The organism is Prevotella sp. khp1, assembly GCF_900102205.1.
GTDB classification, from domain to species: domain Bacteria; phylum Bacteroidota; class Bacteroidia; order Bacteroidales; family Bacteroidaceae; genus Prevotella; species Prevotella ruminicola.
In genome coordinates this window covers 1293707-1308944 of sequence record NZ_FNJZ01000001.1, presented here as the reverse complement: position 1 = coordinate 1308944, position 15238 = coordinate 1293707, and the positions used below count along the sequence as shown (strand labels likewise).

Here is a 15238-nt window from a genome sequence, read left to right as displayed (position 1 = left end):
GCTTTTAGTTATTATCCAATTTTTAAGGTTATTCGTTTCTATTGTATTAACTGGAAAAATGCAGAACATCCATAAAAATAATAAATATGAATATATATCTAAAATTTATATTTTCCCTCCCCAAATCTATCTGTTTCAACTTTCGACATTTACCATTTAGACAGGCGGTAAAACTACCGTTTTATGTAAGATATGGTACAAAGGTGAATATTAAAGGCAAGGTGAAACTAGAAGAAACATCATCCCTTAAGATGGCAATGATAGTTATCGGCTCACACGAATCGAATGTGTCTGACCCTAATCATACTACATGTCTTTCAGTGCAGAAAGGTGGTGAACTTATTTTTCAGAAAACGGCTCACATAGGGTTGGGAACGAAGATACATGTGCATAAAGGCGCAAGGATGTATTTGGGTGATAACTTTGCAGTAAGTGCGAACTCGTCTTTTGTGTGTTACAAAAGCATGGTGATGGGGCGAGACATCCAGTTCTCTTGGGGTTGCCAGGTGATGGATAGCGATACGCACCACATCTATGATGAGAGTGGCAAAGAGATGAATCCTGATAAGGAAGTTCGCATTGGAGATAAAGTATGGATTGGAAGTCATGTGGTCATCATGAAGGGTGCTAATATACCGGATAATTGTGTAGTAGGTGCTTGTAGTTTTGTGAGCAGCGGAAACTTTGAACCAAATACTATCATTTTGGGCTCTCCTGCAAAGAGTGTCAAGAAGATAGGAGGATGGAAACTGTGATTAATCAGGTATTATATGAAAGAGAAACATAACAAACCTCGTGCCCTGTATATTGCGACTTTCCCTCCACCTGTACATGGCTCTTCTGTAGTGAGTATGCAGATTAAGAACAGTAAGGTAATCAATGAAGTTTTCGAAGGCGATTATGTCAACCTAGGGACCTCACATAAGATAGAAGAAATTGGCAAGAGCGGGCTTTTGCTAAGCGTAAAGAAAATGTTTCGCTTTATTAGTGCATTCTTCCGTACTTTCTGTTTACTTTTAGCGCACAAGTATAACCTATGCTATTGTGCTATCACAGTGAATGGAATTGGTTTCTTCAAAGATGCTCCATTCGTGTTGTTGTGTCAACTTTTTGGCTGTAAAATCGTTATACACCAGCATAATAAGGGTATGTCTCTTTTTGTTAAAAAGCCCCTCTATAAATGGTTATATAAGCATGTATATAGAGGAGTAAAAGTTATACTGCTCTCAAATTATCTTTATGAGGACATTTCAGCAATTGTTAATAAGCAGAACGTTATGATTTGTGCTAATGGCATAAAACCTTCAGAGAATAAGAACATATCGGATAATGCAGCCGACGCAAAAGATGAGGTACCACATATTCTGTTTCTGTCAAATTTGATTGAAAGTAAGGGTTGCCTTGTGCTGCTCGACGCATGTGGTATTCTGAAAAACAGAGGCCACAGATTTGTATGTGACTTCATAGGTGGGGATACAAAGGAAATCTCGAAAGAGCGCATTCAAAAGGAGATAACTAAAAGAGGACTAACAGAGAATGCAATATACCATGGTAAGAAGTATGGTAATGAAAAAGATGAGTTTTGGGCAAAAACAGATATTTTTGCTTTTCCGACTTATTACTACAATGAGTGCTTCCCTCTCGTTCTGCTGGAAGCTATGGAGAAAGGAGTGGCCTGTATCTCGACCATCGAGGGAGGTATACGTGATATCATAGATGATGGAGTAACAGGTTATATAGTAGAACGTCAGAATCCACAAGCTCTTGCTGATGCTATCGAAAGGCTCCTTATCAATCCTGCTCTCTGCCGTTCTATGGGCGCGGCTGGTCGTAAGCTGTATGAAGAACGCTTTACAGAAGAACGGTTTGAGAATACGATGCTGGAGTGTTTGAAAGAAGGGATGGAATAAGTGGAGACAGACAGGTTGGATATATGATATCTAATTGAATGTGATTATTTGAATGATCATTATCCCCAGGGGCACAAAACAGAAACAGTAGTAAGAATCCATGATAAATAGAAAAAATGAATACATATTTTAATATTAACTACGAGTTTGATAAGGCTGAAGTACATCGGCAGATAGAGGCTGCACAGAAAGGATATATCTGTGTGGCTGATGGTGTGGTGCTGAATAATGCAAATCGTGATGAGGAATACCTGAAAGTTGTGAATGGCGGGTTGTTTGCCATTTGCGATAGTAGCTGGGTGCCATTGTACTTGAAATCTATCTATGGTATTAAATATGAGCAGTATTGCGGTGCCGATATATTTAAGGATATTGTTTCGTCGCGTGAGTATCGTATGATATTTATGGGTACGAGCCAGAAAACGCTTGATGGGCTTCAGAAAGAAATAATGGCGATGAATCCTGATGTGAAGGATATGAAGTTTGTTGAACTGCCTTTCCGTGATGTTGAGGACTTTGACTATCCTGCTATTGCCAAGATGATAGAAGAGGATGGTGCAAAAATAATCTGGGTGGCACTGGGAGCCCCCAAGCAGGAGAAGTTTATGAACAAGCTGTTGCCTTATCTAAAAAGCGGCGTGATGATTGCTGTAGGAGCAGCATTTAAATTCTATAGTGGAACAGACGAAAAACGCTGCCCCAAATGGATACAAAAACACCATCTGGAATTTGTGTATCGCATCTGCCAGGATCCCAAGAAACAACTAAAGCGTTGCTTCTGGATTGTAGCAACACTGCCGAAGTTGTATTTCGAGGAAGTAAAACGCAAGAGAGCGGCTGAGCATCTATGACAGGCAATCCCTCATAAAAACGTAACGTGATAATATCGGAATAAATGTGCCACCCCTGCCAAGGGACAACAGCCCTAGAGTCTATGACCCGTCTTAGTCCTTCCTGTTTTAGTTGCAAAGTCCAGATAGAATGCCAGCGGCACTGTAGGAATGTGCCCCCAGTGTGCACGAAGTGTTTAACAACAAGACATCGGGCTTCCGTCGTTTGGTAACCTGGGTAAAGGCTCAGTCTGAGTCTGCTCCCATTGACTCCTGGCTCTTCTGTGGTGAGAATACTGGAGGCTATAGTATTGGTCTAAGCAATTACCTTTATGCCTCTGCTTACGACATGTCATCACGGAGGTGAACAAGGCCATTGCTAAATGCGACCAAAAGATAAAGGATATCATTGCTGCTGATGACGAGCTCAAGGAGGTCTTCGACATCATCACCTCCATGCCAGGCATTGGCATACAGAATGCGACATGCCTGATGATCTATACGGACAACTTTCAGAAGTCTATGCTCTCACAAGCAGCATTAGTCGCAATCAAGTTTGACGTGAATGTACACAACTACTATCAGCGTTTAAAAGAACGTGGCAAACATCCTCTGTTGATACACAACAATATCAAAAACAAGATGTTGCATGCGTTAGTTGCAATAGTTAGAGACCGGGTGAAATACAATCCTGATCATGTCTATCAGACAAACAAAGAAATTGCCTATTCTGCGAAATGTTAAATATATAGTTAAATATCAATTAATGTTTGGAATTTAGCATAGAATGCAGGTTCCTCCTGCCAGGGGACACGCATGACAGGGGACAGGTTCCTGACATCAGAACCATCGTGATCCGCTTGGGGTCTTGGGCTCGAGCCCCAAAACGTTCTGGCAAGGGGATGTTACGTGGCATCAACAGCTAAGCGCCTCGGAGAAGACAAGTTCTTTTCCGGGGCGTTTGTCGTTTTTTGCCACATTTCTGTTATTTTTCGTGTGTTTTGTTTGGTGGTATTGGGGATTGTTAAAATATACTGACAGAATTACGACCTCAAACTATATGGTACATTTGTTCCCGATACAGGTGGCACATTTAATCCGATATTATCATTTTGGGTTCAAAAACTTGCAAGTTTCAAAGAAATATTATATATTTGCAGCGGTTTGTAAATTTATTCGATTATGGTAACAACATCATATTCTAAAGTAGAAGTATCTCCTGTAGATGCACTTTGGACATTGATACAGGGACAGACTGAGGCAGTCAGAATAGCACTCACCAAAAGACTGGTAGAGCAGGAAAAGGCTGCCTTAGCAACAAAAGCTATTGATGCAAAACAATTCACCCAGAAAATAAAGGCTTTGGAAAACGACTCTGAGGGTTTCTTTAAACTGGGTGGTTTTATGGCTGATTCCAGTAGCAGTGCCGATGAACTTTTGGAAGAGGTTCTAACCGAAAAATAGGGAATCTGATATATTCAATATCTCAGACTATAAAGAATCGGCAGTAGAATAGGTGAAAATCTATACCCCCCAACACTTTATAGACAAGAATTTGATCGAACGATAATTGTTTAATAATACAAGAATGAAGACTGTATGTATAGATATTGATGGCACAATCAGCCACTACATTGAGTGGGTTGATTCGAAGACTTTTGGCGAGGTCTTGCCTCATTGTGCAGAGACTATCCGACACTTGAAGGCAGATGGCTGGTATGTTATTATCTATACAACAAGGGCTGATAAGAATGAAATAAGCAAGTTTTTGGAAACAAATTGTATTCCATTTGATGCAATCAATGAGAATCCAAACCAGCCTGATAATGCCAAAGGAGGCAAGCCACTTGCAGATGTTTATGTTGATGATAGAGCAATACAGTTTGATGGTGACTGGGCTGGTGCCTATGAGAAGATAACGAGTTTCATCTCCTGGGAGGAAGGGCCTATCAAAACTACAGAACCACCTCTTGATTATTGTGGACAACTGATGGTAGAAGATTTCTCCCAGAGTATGGAGATGCATCGTCATTATGATTCCTTGAATTGGGAAATTACCAAGTTTGCCTTTGGAGAAATTTTGGTTGCTGTAGGTGCATGCTGGACTGTTTTTAATTGGGACATGGCAAAAGAAACTATACCTAACTTGAAATGGATCGTTATGACCATTATATGTGGTGCAAGTCTGGTATTCGGTGTTTTATCTATCTTCACGATTGTTAAGAATAGGGTATATTTTGTTCGTACATCAAGACATATTAACGAGTTGCGGCATCATGTACTTCAATTTCGTCCTTATGGTTTTAAGAATGAAACTAACTTTTGGGAGAATCCGCAGTATCCTAGAGTTAAGGACTACGATAGCACTCAGTTTCTGAGTCTTTACATGCTCATCTTTTTGAATATGGCCATAGCTGGTGCTTTCATGTTTTCAATTTTGAGATGGTGTCAGTATGATAATTTTTTATTGATTGTCATATTTTCTCTTATTTTGCTTGTAAGCTGTGTATTAATTATTTGGAATGTTGCTAAGGAAAAATTTTATCGATAAAGCGTATGAAAACAAATAAATACTTGATTCGTTTCTTCCAGGTTGGTACCGGATCGAAGGGGGGAGATGCCATTCTTATTCGTTTATTCGATGAGTATGATAATGAGCATCTTGTTTTGATAGATGGAGGCTATAAAGAAACAGGTGACAGTATAATAAAATATATCAAATCCGAATGTTCTACACTTCATATTGATGCCGTTTTTAATACGCACCCAGATAGAGATCATATCTCTGGACTTGTTAATGTCCTAGGTGATGATGATATTACAGTGGGTTTTATAGTCATGAACAGACCATGGAAGGATGCAAAGTTTACAAAAGAGATGTTCAATGATAAAAGAATTACTGAAGATAGTCTGATAAAGAGATTGAAAGATGCTTTTACTATTGCTGATGAGATTGCGTCTATAGCAAAAGAAAGGGGAATTGATATCTACTCAGGTTTTGCAGGAGATAATTGGAATAGTAATGTAATTACAGTATTAGGTCCTTCTGAACCTCTTTATAAAAAAGGACTTTTAAGTTCTGATAAGACTCCAGAGTCCTATGTTGAAGACGGTTTTGATGATTATGTCCCGACAAAATATACAGAAGAAGACTATGTGAAAGATAAACCGATAGAATGGTATGACGACGAAAAGACTGCTGCAGTCAATCAGACAAGTCTTGTGATCGCACTTACATTGGGCAATTTCAAAGTCTTGTTTACTGGAGATGCAGGTAAAGAAGCCATCAATAGTGCGCTTGACTATTACGAGAAAAATGGCGGAAAAGCTTCGGACTTTACGGTAGTTCAACTTCCGCATCATGGAAGTAGGAAGAATATTGATCCAACTATTCTTGGACGTTTTGGCACTCCAGAGTATATTATTTCATGTCCTCCAGATGGAGAGAGTGAAGGTCATCCTTCTAGGAGGCTAATAAATAAGATTCTGGAGTTAAACTCACAGGCAAAAATATATGTGACAAAGAAGGTGAATTTTATTTTTCATAAGAATGTGCCTGTTTCCAATTGTACAACTCAAAAGCCTGCGACAGCTGCCTCTAAAATTGATGGAAGGTAGCTTTAGATAGATATGAAGTCCGAGCTAGATAATAAAACACCGTAAAACACCGGGACAGGTACCTGTTTCGCAGAAAAAGGAATTGAGCTGTAGGCTGCAAAAAAAAGGTCGATATCCCCGTTTTGGGTGGGTGGATATCGATCGCTTTTTGCAAATCTTAGGTGCTACATAAATGAGATACAACGTGTATATCTACGAATACCAACTTTGAGATAATAATAAAAAAAAATAGATTTCCTTGGCAAATATAAAAAAAAAGATTATTTTTGCACCATAAAATTTTTTTTTTTGGACTTGTAATTAATCAAAGTATGTTGCAAAGCATGGATACAGATAATAAAAAAGTTAGACTTTCACAACTTTTATTGGATCCCAACAACTATCGTTTTGTGGATTCGGAGCATTATGTAAAGGTGGAGCCTGAGAATGCGGCAGATTTGCGGGTTCAGCAACGTACGCGAAACCTGTTGTTAGGCAAAGGCCAGGAAAATGTAAGGGATTTGATAACAAGTTTTAAAAATAATGGCTTTTTGGATATAGAAGCCATACAAGTAAAGGCTCTCGATAACAAATTGTATTTGGTATTGGAGGGTAATCGACGAGTAGCAACACTAAAATTTCTGCAAGAGCAATATGACAATAATATCGATACAGGCCGCATAAATGAAGAAACATTTAAAGCTATAAGTGTAAAGGTTATAAGTGGCGAAGATGATAAAGCTCATTTAATTGCTATGGGACTTCATCACATCTCTGGCAAAAAAAAATGGAATCCCTTGAATCAAGCGCAGATGGTAAATGATCTAATGGATGTTTACGGAATGACAGAGGATGAGGTATGTCAATCTCTTGGCCTTTCAAAACAGATGCTCCGTAGATACGAAAGAACTTTGGCACTCATTCAGGCATATAAGCAGAGTGATTTTGGCGATGAATTCAAGAGCTCAATGTATTCTTTCTTTGAGGAAACGGTTAAGAGTCCTAATATGAGAGAATGGTTAGATTGGGATGATTCCGAAATGGTGTGCAAAAGTTTAAAAAATCAAGAAAGATTGTTCTCGTGGCTTTCGCATCAGGAAATCTCTGTCAGTGATGAAGAAAACGAGAATGACTCACAAGCGATAGAAGAGCCTATCGTTGAGAAGAGTTCTGACATACGAGTTCTGCAGCAGTTTATTTCTGACGAAAACGCACTTATGAGGATGGAAAAGTCAAGAAGCGTTTCTGAAGGATATGCATATAGCGACTATGTTAGAAGGCAGCGAATATCAAGTGCCATCTCCGATTTGGAGAGGAGCGTGGAGGCTATCGCTGGTAGTGATGAACTTGAAAAAACGGATCATCAATCCTTAATCAGAATTTTTGAAAAATTTCAGACTATGCTAAAAAGTGACTTTTCATCATCACTTCAGAAGTCACAGGTATTGCTATGGGAAATAAAATCCCATTTTACATATATTGATATCCATCAATTCCGTGGATTTCGCGAGTTGGAGTTCAAGGGACTTTCGCGTTTTAATTTGCTTGTTGGTGCTAACAATTCAGGTAAGACATCTGCTCTTGAAGCTATTTATCTGTTTACTCAACTCAACGACATTAATCAATGCGTGGAGATGGAAAAGCTTCGCGGAAAGGTTGATGGTAGAATCTCTAAAAATTGGCTATTGTACAACTTGCCAGAAGGATATAATATGACTGGTGTGTTTAATGGTACAAAATGTTCAACGAAGACTGTTAGAAGTATAGAAGATTCGCTAGATATTGACAAGCAGGACTATCTTGGCACACTTACTAACGAATCGAGAGTGAACCTTCAGAGTGCATCTGTGTTGCAGACTACGATGAGATTGTATGCCGGACATGACAATCAGCTAAATTATTCTATGCTTATGAATCTTTGCCGAAGCCTTTTTACTTCTCCATACAGAAAGAACCGCGACATGTTGGTGAACATACATGGAAAGGTGGTAGAGATGGGTAAATTCAAAGTCCTTTTAGACTTTATTAAAGAAAATTTTGACGAAGCAATAGAATCGATAGAACTTACCAATATCGGCGGAATGATGCGATTCCTAGTAAAATCCCGTTACAATGCCACTCCTCTTGAACTAACAAAGTATGGAGAGGGGCTTCAGCGTATTTTTGAGATATCCTTATATATGCTGTATTGTGCAGACGGATGCTTGTTTATAGATGAGTTGGACAGTGCTATACATAAAAGTCTGCTTGGCAAGTTCGTGGAGTTTATTGATAAACTTTCGAGAGAGTATAATGTACAGGTATTTATATCTTCTCATAGTAAAGAGTGTGTCGATACCATGTCTAGAGTTATTCTGCCTAAGGACTTGGCCGTATTTCGAATGGAAAGTCATGAGACGAACTACGGTCTTACCTATTGCAACGGCGAGGAACTGAAAAGGTTTATTGAGAATTTTGATTTTGACATCCGATAAATGCAGATATTATGAATTTAAAGATTCTTATGGTTGAAGGACCGCATGACGGTGCATTTATTAGTAAGGTAATGCAGGTTTATGGATACAAGACTTATTCCAAGCATATAGGCGATTATCAGCCTTCAATGATAGCAAAATATTTGATAGGGCAATATAAAAACGCTCCGGTGTCAGAACTGAATTTACAAAGCGTGCGTCAGCAAATTCTATTCCCATCATATGCTTTATACTCTGGAGAAGAATTGATGCTCATCTTCCATATGTGCGGTGATGGACGAAATGATAAAAGGAAAAGGCTTGTAACAGACCTGCGTGATTATTTCCTAGCTCCAGCCCCCCGTTCTACTGGTGAAGTGTCTGCTAATGATAGCATAACTTTTATTTATGAGTTTGATGCAGATCAGGTAGGAGTAGACGAGCGATTAAAACAGGCTGGCAAGGAAATATCACAAATTGACTCTGATTTCATTGGATTTCAAGATAATGCCACTTATCTTGAATCAAATGGCATTCGGTGGGGAGCATATATTTTCGCAGATATGAATGGAAAAGGCAAGTTGGAGGATATTATTCTTCCCATGATGGAGATGGATAATCAAGATATAGCTGATTGTGCAAAAGAATATGTTGAAAAAAGAGGCTCCTTTCAGTTATTCCAGACAGTAAAGTCAACAAAAGATCCGCAGAAAGCACGAATCGGTGTTATGGGGCAATTACAGAAAGCTGGTTCTGCAACGCCTGCAATTATTGAACAATCTTCATTCTTGAATGATGCCAAAATTAAATCATCAGGAATCTGCGCGCAACTATTTAAATTTTTACAAGGATAGTTAATTTGATAAACTACATGTAGTAGTTCATGCTTTAAATGAAACCCCAGGATAGTACCTGTTTCGTAAATGAATAATGGAAAATATGAGCTGCAGGCAGAAATGCTTGTGGCTCATTTTTTATAAGTTTTCTTAAATCTCTTGATGGATGGAAATTTATTAGTATATTTGCAACCGAAATCAATAAATGGAAACTGGTTGCGAAACAATAGATGTGAGATGGAAGATATGCGAGATTGTATCCGTACGCTTGGTGTCGCCAGCCAGGAGATATCGACATCTGGGTGGATGGTGGTCGTGAGAAAGTGATTGACTCTACCAGGAAACTGGGATTGTTGAAAGGAGAGATCGCGAAATTTTCGGTTGATGGAGAATCCACGTTGGCATTTCATCATCTTCATCTACCGAAAAATGAGAATGGGGTAAATGTGGAAGTGCACTTCCGCCCATTTTCCTAAAACCCATCAAAAGCGTACGCATAGCTTAAATGTTGATGGTGTAAATAATCGATATTACAAGATTATCTAATAAACTATAGATATATTTTATCGTTGATATAATTTTTTCTGAGGAGGTATGACACAAGACGAACGCTGGATTATACGCTATAATGAGGTGATTGCTTTCATAAAAACCAATCACCGCAATCCATCCCGCCATCGCATTGAGGAGCATGATATGCTTAACTGGCTGAAGGCTAATAGGAAGCGAATGAATGCGGGGGAAATGAAGGAACCGCGACTAAGTAGGTTTAAAGAACTGCTGGCACTCATCGAAGAGCATAAACGGAAGAATCAGTACAAGTAATTTAGTAGATAAACATCGGGTTTATCAAGATAATCTACTAAAATTAAAAAAAATGTTAGGCAAAATTTGCCGGGGTAAAGAAAAAACTGTATTTTTGCAGCGCGTTTTTCAAAAAACCGTAATCATATAAATTAAGGTATGGACAAAATTGAAATAAAACAAAAAGAACTGGAGAACGACGGACAGAGCGTGTATCTGTACTATGATGCAATGGCTGGCTTGTACCTGGCTTTTGGACAGTCGGCCTACTACACCACCATGGTAACAGAGCCATACATGTCGTACTCGGAAGAACTGCTGATGCCAGTGGCACTGCTTAGAAAAGAGCATATACTGTTTTTGCGACAGAGCTTGCAAAAGGTGGAGCATACGGTGAAAACGTACTACCAGTTTAAGCTGATGGCACCAGTGGGGGATGCCGGCTATGAGAAGTGGGCGGCTAACATCTTAAGGAAACATAACAATGTGGTAAAGCGGTAATAGATTGTTGAACTAAAAACTTGAAAAACTTGTGGATAATACATACTTAGGACTCCTTGTGTTTGCTGTGGCTATGGTGACATCGGCGGCGGTGTTTCCAAAGGCACTGGTATTTTCCAGGCGACATGGCATAGTGGATAACCCGAACGCGCGAAAACTGCAGCGTACGCCTGTACCAGTGTTCGGTGGCATTGTGGTGTATATGGGTATTCTGGTGGCTGGCGCGGTGCTGAGCTGCTTTTTGTGGAGCAAGGTGATGATATCGGGCTTTATCGGTATGAGCATCATGATGGCTATCGGACTCTGGGACGATGTAAAGGATATATCGGCCGGACTGCGACTGCTGATTGAGATAGGCTTGGTGCTGGGTTTCATCGCACTGACAGGTGTATATGTGGACGATTTCCATGGCTTGTGGGGCATAGAGCGTTTGCCCGACGCAGTAGCGATACCGCTATCGGTGCTGGCTGGTGTAGGAGTGATTAACGCCGTGAACCTGATTGATGGCGTGGACGGCTACTCGAGTGGCTATGGTATGATGGCCTGCACGCTGTTTGGTATCTGCTTCTGGAAGGTGTGGAGTCCAACGATGGTATGCGTTACGCTGATTGTAATCGGCGCATTGCTGCCTTTCTTTATGCATAATGTGTTTGGCCAGAAATCGCGTATGTTTATTGGTGATAGTGGCACGCTGATGCTGGGCATGATGATGACGGTGTGCTGCTTCTATGCCTTGAGCTCGACACAGGCATGCTATATGCTTGACGATAGAAACATGAGTTTGATGGCATTTACCGTGGCAGTGATGTGTATCCCCGTGTTTGACACGTTGCGTGTGATGACACTGCGCATATTGCGTGGCAAGTCGCCATTCCGTCCTGATAAGACGCATCTGCATCATCTGTTTATCGACATGGGATTCTCGCACTTAGGTGCAGCGTTGTTTATCCTGCTGATTAATCTGATGGTAGTGGCTTGCTGGTATGCAAGCTGGAAGCTTGGTGCATCGATCGATGTGCAGTTCTACATCGTAGTAGGCTTAGGTTTTATGGTAACCTTTGGTTTCTACAAACTGATGAAAATACAGCAGAATGGTGGTCTTCTAGATGAGGAAGGTTATCCTCAAGGCACAGCCCTCTGGCACTTTATGCAGCGTGTGGGTGCGTTCTCGCATCGTGAGAAGGGCCCCATCTGGCGCCTACTCACCAAACTGGTAGATGGGCCCCTGCTTGGTGCTGGCAAAGGCCGCCCTTCTTCTGCCAATTCTGTCAGGGGACAGGACGTGGCACGCATCATCTAAATCGCAAATTGAGCCGCAAGTAGAAATGCTTGCGGCTCAATTTTTTTTATATGAAACACCGGGACAGGTACCTGTTTCGTAGAAAAAGAAATTGAGCTGCAAGCAGAAATGCCTGCGGCTCATTTTTTTTGTAAGTTTTTACATTTTGATTTGGTTGGTAAAAACTATTTTACTATATTTGCCGGCGGAAAGGGGAAATTAAAAAACTAAAAGAAACCCGAGTACTTGATATAATAAAAGTTAATTATAATGTAAAGTGCTGATTCATAATTATTTATGAATAAAGCGCGGAAAATTGTTGTGGACGTGAAACACCGGGACTGGTTCCTGTTTCGCAGACATGTTCTGTGATGCCCCAGCCCAATACGGGGATTATTCAGAGTTGGCTGAAGAACGTGAGTGCTTTTGCCAATACTTTGAGAAACGGAGGGACAGGTACCTGTTTCACGAATAATGTGTGTCATCAATAATCAATAATAAGCTATGCCAAGGCAATCCAGAAAATCATCGGGAACGGGTATATATCATGTGATGATGCGTGGTATAAATCATCAGAATATCTTTGAGGAGCAGGAGGACTATTACCAGTTTCTTAATACCTTGGACATGATGGCTCAGTCGTTCGAGCCTGATGGTACTCCTGTAGGAAGGAACTATATTCTGTATGCTTATTGTCTGATGTCTAATCATATTCATCTTCTCATTCGTGAACGCGAGAACACAATTGGAATGGCTATAAAAAGGATTGCTTCCTCATATGTGTACTATTATAATCACAAGTATTCAAGAGACGGTCATCTGTTCCGCGAGCGTTTTAAAAGTGAGCCTGTGAACGATATGGCTTATTTCGTGACACTTTTGAGGTATATACACCAAAACCCAGTGAAGGCAGGGATGGTTAGTGAGGTTAAGGATTATGAGTTCAGTAGTTGGGGTGAATACATGGATAAGAACAGTACTTTGTTCCCGTTGTGTGATACTCATACTGTTTTGAACAGAATACCATTAAATGAGTTGAGTGAGCTTGTAAATGAGCCTATTTCTGATGAAGTTGCGTGTCTTGATATAGAGGATGCCTCGAAAGGACGTCCTTCAGATGATCAGGTTATGATGCTGATAAAAGAAAAGACTGGCGCAACGAATTGCAGCGCTTTTCAACAATTGCCTGCAGATATAAAGAAGTCTGTATTAATAGAATTGAAGGGTAAAAGAGCATCATTGCGTCAGTTGGAGAGATTGACAGGAATCAGTAAAAGCATGATTTATCGCATGAGGTGAAACAGGAACCTGTCCCGGTGTTTCCGGTGTTTCAAGAATTCAGTTGTCAAGGAATCCTTGACTACTGCTGGAGACGGAAAGAATTATCGCACCCTGCCAGGGGACAGGTTCCTGACATCAGAACCATCGTGATCCGCTTGGGGTCTTGGGCTCGAGCCCCAAAACGTTCTGGCAAGGGGAAGTTACGTGGCATCAACAGCTAAGCGCCTCGGAGAAGACAAGTTCTTTTCCGGGGCGTTTGTTGTTTTTTGTCGCGTTTCTGCTATTTTTCGTATTTTTTGTTTGGTGATATTGAGATATTTCGTATATTTGCAGGCAGAATAGCAATTTGTGATGAAAAAGAAAGATACGATTAATGCAGCAGAGCCTGCAGCAGCCTTGTTAAGTGAGGATGTTAGAAAAAGCGGCTTGTTGGCTCAAGTTATGAAACTGAGTCAACCGGATAAGGCGGCTCTTGTGGAATATCTAAATAAGGATATGGAAAGGGAAACTCCTTTTGATTCTGATGAATTAGGTAGGATTAAACTCACATCAGAAATGAAAGATGCGGCATTAAGAGCGGAACGTGATTTTGAAGCAGGGAAGTGCTTCTCTGAAGCTGATTTCAAGGAAAGGTTTGCAAAATGGCTTTAGAGATAAGTTTTAGCCCTCAGTTGAGCCGCAGGCTGAAATGCTTGCGGCTCAATTTTTTTTATAAGATTTCTTAAATCTCTTGGTGGATAGAAATTAATTCGTATATTTGCAACCGAAACCAATAAATGGAAACGATATGGGAAAGTTTGAATTAATGGCGCTGTCGTATGCGCCTGAGGCCTTGGAGCCGGTGATTAGTCGCGAAACGATTGCTTTTCATCATGGGAAGCACTTGGCGGCTTATGTGAATAACCTGAATGGTTTGCTGGAAGGAAATCCGATGGCCGACCTGGCATTAGAAGAAATCGTTTGTCAGGCAACGGGTGGTATCCTTAACAATGCTGGACAGATCCTGAATCATGAGTTGTACTTCGGACAGTTTGCTGCGCCAAAGGCTGACAATCAGCCTGTCGGAAAGGTGGCAGAGGCAATTGTGCGTGACTTTGGTTCGTTTGAGGCTTTCAAGGAGGCATTCCAGAAAGCTGGGGCTACGTTGTTTGGTTCTGGATGGGTGTGGCTTTCTGCTGATAAAGACGGTAAGTTGGTTATCACGCAGGAAACGAATGCGGCCAACCCTGTGCAGAAGGGCTTGAAACCGTTGCTTACTTTCGATGTCTGGGAGCATGCCTACTATCTCGATTATCAGAACCGTCGGCCCGATCATCTCGCTGCCTTGTGGCAGATTATTGACTGGCAGGTTATTGAGAAACGATTTGGATAAACGTTTGCTATGTTCATTTCTTGCGTCCCTTTGGTAGCAAGCGGCAAAGCCGAGCGCTTCTGACAACAGAAGAAAAGGAACCAAAGAAGATTGCTACCCCAACCCCTACATAGGGGCTTTAGTTGATTACGAGGGAAGACCCTCTCCATCAAAGTTTTGGTATGGCTCTCCAGCCTTTGCCCAAAATAAGGGTTGACTTCGTCGACCCATATTTTGGGTTCGCCATATATTGCTCATGGCTGCTCTTTGAGCAGCGGCCCATAGGGCCTTTATCTAATACCATGCTAAAACACTCGGGGAGCGCCCAGCGGCAAGGGGCAGAGAGCCCCGACGAGCGGGGATTGGTGGAAAAGTGTAATGATTGAGCAAAAAAAA

The 15238-nt window shown here is 40.8% G+C and carries 16 protein-coding genes; all 16 read left to right on the top strand.

Annotated features, from left to right (window positions below):
• Nucleotides 1–464 precede the first annotated feature (464 nt).
• The 16 genes from BLR73_RS14575 to BLR73_RS05415 all read left to right on the top strand — a co-directional run bounded on the left by BLR73_RS14575 (nt 465) and on the right by BLR73_RS05415 (nt 14863).
• Nucleotides 465–755, top strand: coding sequence for an acyltransferase (locus BLR73_RS14575; protein WP_233456405.1), 291 nt, complete (start codon nt 465–467; stop codon nt 753–755).
• A gap of 15 nt (nt 756–770) precedes the next feature.
• On the top strand, nt 771–1910 hold the full coding sequence (locus BLR73_RS05480; protein WP_091859753.1) for a glycosyltransferase: 1140 nt from the start codon (nt 771–773) through the stop codon (nt 1908–1910).
• Nucleotides 1911–2026: 116 nt separating this feature from the next.
• Nucleotides 2027–2761, top strand: coding sequence for a WecB/TagA/CpsF family glycosyltransferase (locus BLR73_RS05475; RefSeq protein ID WP_091859751.1), 735 nt, complete (start codon nt 2027–2029; stop codon nt 2759–2761).
• 163 nt (nt 2762–2924) lie between these two features.
• Nucleotides 2925–3107, top strand: coding sequence for a hypothetical protein (locus BLR73_RS14140; protein ID WP_143010887.1), 183 nt, complete (start codon nt 2925–2927; stop codon nt 3105–3107).
• Nucleotides 3104–3484, top strand: a complete 381-nt coding sequence (locus BLR73_RS05470) for a hypothetical protein (RefSeq protein WP_091859748.1) — start codon at nt 3104–3106, stop codon at nt 3482–3484. Before BLR73_RS14140 ends, BLR73_RS05470 begins: the two co-directional genes overlap by 4 nt.
• 438 nt (nt 3485–3922) lie before the next feature.
• The gene (locus BLR73_RS05465) at nt 3923–4204 is read left to right on the top strand and encodes a hypothetical protein (protein WP_091859745.1); all 282 of its coding nucleotides are present in this window, start codon (nt 3923–3925) and stop codon (nt 4202–4204) included.
• A 124-nt stretch (nt 4205–4328) separates the two neighbouring features.
• On the top strand, nt 4329–5291 hold the full coding sequence (locus BLR73_RS05460) for an HAD family hydrolase (protein ID WP_091859743.1): 963 nt from the start codon (nt 4329–4331) through the stop codon (nt 5289–5291).
• A gap of 5 nt (nt 5292–5296) precedes the next feature.
• Nucleotides 5297–6358: a ComEC/Rec2 family competence protein gene (locus BLR73_RS05455; protein ID WP_091859740.1), complete on the top strand. Its 1062-nt coding sequence runs from the start codon at nt 5297–5299 to the stop codon at nt 6356–6358.
• A 323-nt stretch (nt 6359–6681) separates the two neighbouring features.
• Nucleotides 6682–8811, top strand: coding sequence for an AAA family ATPase (locus BLR73_RS05450; RefSeq protein WP_176763621.1), 2130 nt, complete (start codon nt 6682–6684; stop codon nt 8809–8811).
• 11 nt (nt 8812–8822) lie between these two features.
• Nucleotides 8823–9644: a DUF3226 domain-containing protein gene (locus BLR73_RS05445; protein ID WP_091859735.1), complete on the top strand. Its 822-nt coding sequence runs from the start codon at nt 8823–8825 to the stop codon at nt 9642–9644.
• Nucleotides 9645–10220: 576 nt separating this feature from the next.
• On the top strand, nt 10221–10451 hold the full coding sequence (locus tag BLR73_RS05440; RefSeq protein ID WP_091859732.1) for a hypothetical protein: 231 nt from the start codon (nt 10221–10223) through the stop codon (nt 10449–10451).
• A 138-nt stretch (nt 10452–10589) separates the two neighbouring features.
• Nucleotides 10590–10931 carry a hypothetical protein gene (locus BLR73_RS05435; RefSeq protein ID WP_091859729.1) on the top strand — a complete coding sequence of 114 codons (342 nt, stop codon included), beginning with the start codon at nt 10590–10592 and terminating at the stop codon, nt 10929–10931.
• Between the two features lie 31 nt (nt 10932–10962).
• A complete protein-coding gene (locus BLR73_RS05430; protein ID WP_143010886.1) occupies nt 10963–12231 on the top strand; it encodes a glycosyltransferase family 4 protein in 1269 nt (422 codons plus the stop codon).
• Between the two features lie 483 nt (nt 12232–12714).
• A complete protein-coding gene (locus BLR73_RS05425; RefSeq protein ID WP_091859724.1) occupies nt 12715–13509 on the top strand; it encodes a transposase in 795 nt (264 codons plus the stop codon).
• Nucleotides 13510–13842: 333 nt separating this feature from the next.
• Nucleotides 13843–14142, top strand: coding sequence for a hypothetical protein (locus tag BLR73_RS05420; RefSeq protein ID WP_091859722.1), 300 nt, complete (start codon nt 13843–13845; stop codon nt 14140–14142).
• Nucleotides 14143–14278: 136 nt separating this feature from the next.
• A complete protein-coding gene (locus BLR73_RS05415; RefSeq protein WP_091859719.1) occupies nt 14279–14863 on the top strand; it encodes a superoxide dismutase in 585 nt (194 codons plus the stop codon).
• Nucleotides 14864–15238: the final 375 nt, after the last annotated feature.

Excerpts from the sequence above, each read along its gene's own strand:
- BLR73_RS05440 (WP_091859732.1), top strand. The coding sequence starts at position 10,221 with ATGACACAAGACGAACGCTGGATTATACGCTATAATGAGGTGATTGCT.
- BLR73_RS05445 (WP_091859735.1), top strand. The coding sequence starts at position 8,823 with ATGAATTTAAAGATTCTTATGGTTGAAGGACCGCATGACGGTGCATTT.
- BLR73_RS05420 (WP_091859722.1), top strand. The coding sequence starts at position 13,843 with ATGAAAAAGAAAGATACGATTAATGCAGCAGAGCCTGCAGCAGCCTTG.
- BLR73_RS05475 (WP_091859751.1), top strand. The coding sequence starts at position 2,027 with ATGAATACATATTTTAATATTAACTACGAGTTTGATAAGGCTGAAGTA.
- BLR73_RS05435 (WP_091859729.1), top strand. The coding sequence starts at position 10,590 with ATGGACAAAATTGAAATAAAACAAAAAGAACTGGAGAACGACGGACAG.
- BLR73_RS05460 (WP_091859743.1), top strand. The coding sequence starts at position 4,329 with ATGAAGACTGTATGTATAGATATTGATGGCACAATCAGCCACTACATT.
- BLR73_RS05480 (WP_091859753.1), top strand. The coding sequence starts at position 771 with ATGAAAGAGAAACATAACAAACCTCGTGCCCTGTATATTGCGACTTTC.
- BLR73_RS14575 (WP_233456405.1), top strand. The coding sequence starts at position 465 with ATGGTGATGGGGCGAGACATCCAGTTCTCTTGGGGTTGCCAGGTGATG.
- BLR73_RS05455 (WP_091859740.1), top strand. The coding sequence starts at position 5,297 with ATGAAAACAAATAAATACTTGATTCGTTTCTTCCAGGTTGGTACCGGA.
- BLR73_RS05425 (WP_091859724.1), top strand. The coding sequence starts at position 12,715 with ATGCCAAGGCAATCCAGAAAATCATCGGGAACGGGTATATATCATGTG.
- BLR73_RS05465 (WP_091859745.1), top strand. The coding sequence starts at position 3,923 with ATGGTAACAACATCATATTCTAAAGTAGAAGTATCTCCTGTAGATGCA.
- BLR73_RS05450 (WP_176763621.1), top strand. The coding sequence starts at position 6,682 with ATGGATACAGATAATAAAAAAGTTAGACTTTCACAACTTTTATTGGAT.
- BLR73_RS05415 (WP_091859719.1), top strand. The coding sequence starts at position 14,279 with ATGGGAAAGTTTGAATTAATGGCGCTGTCGTATGCGCCTGAGGCCTTG.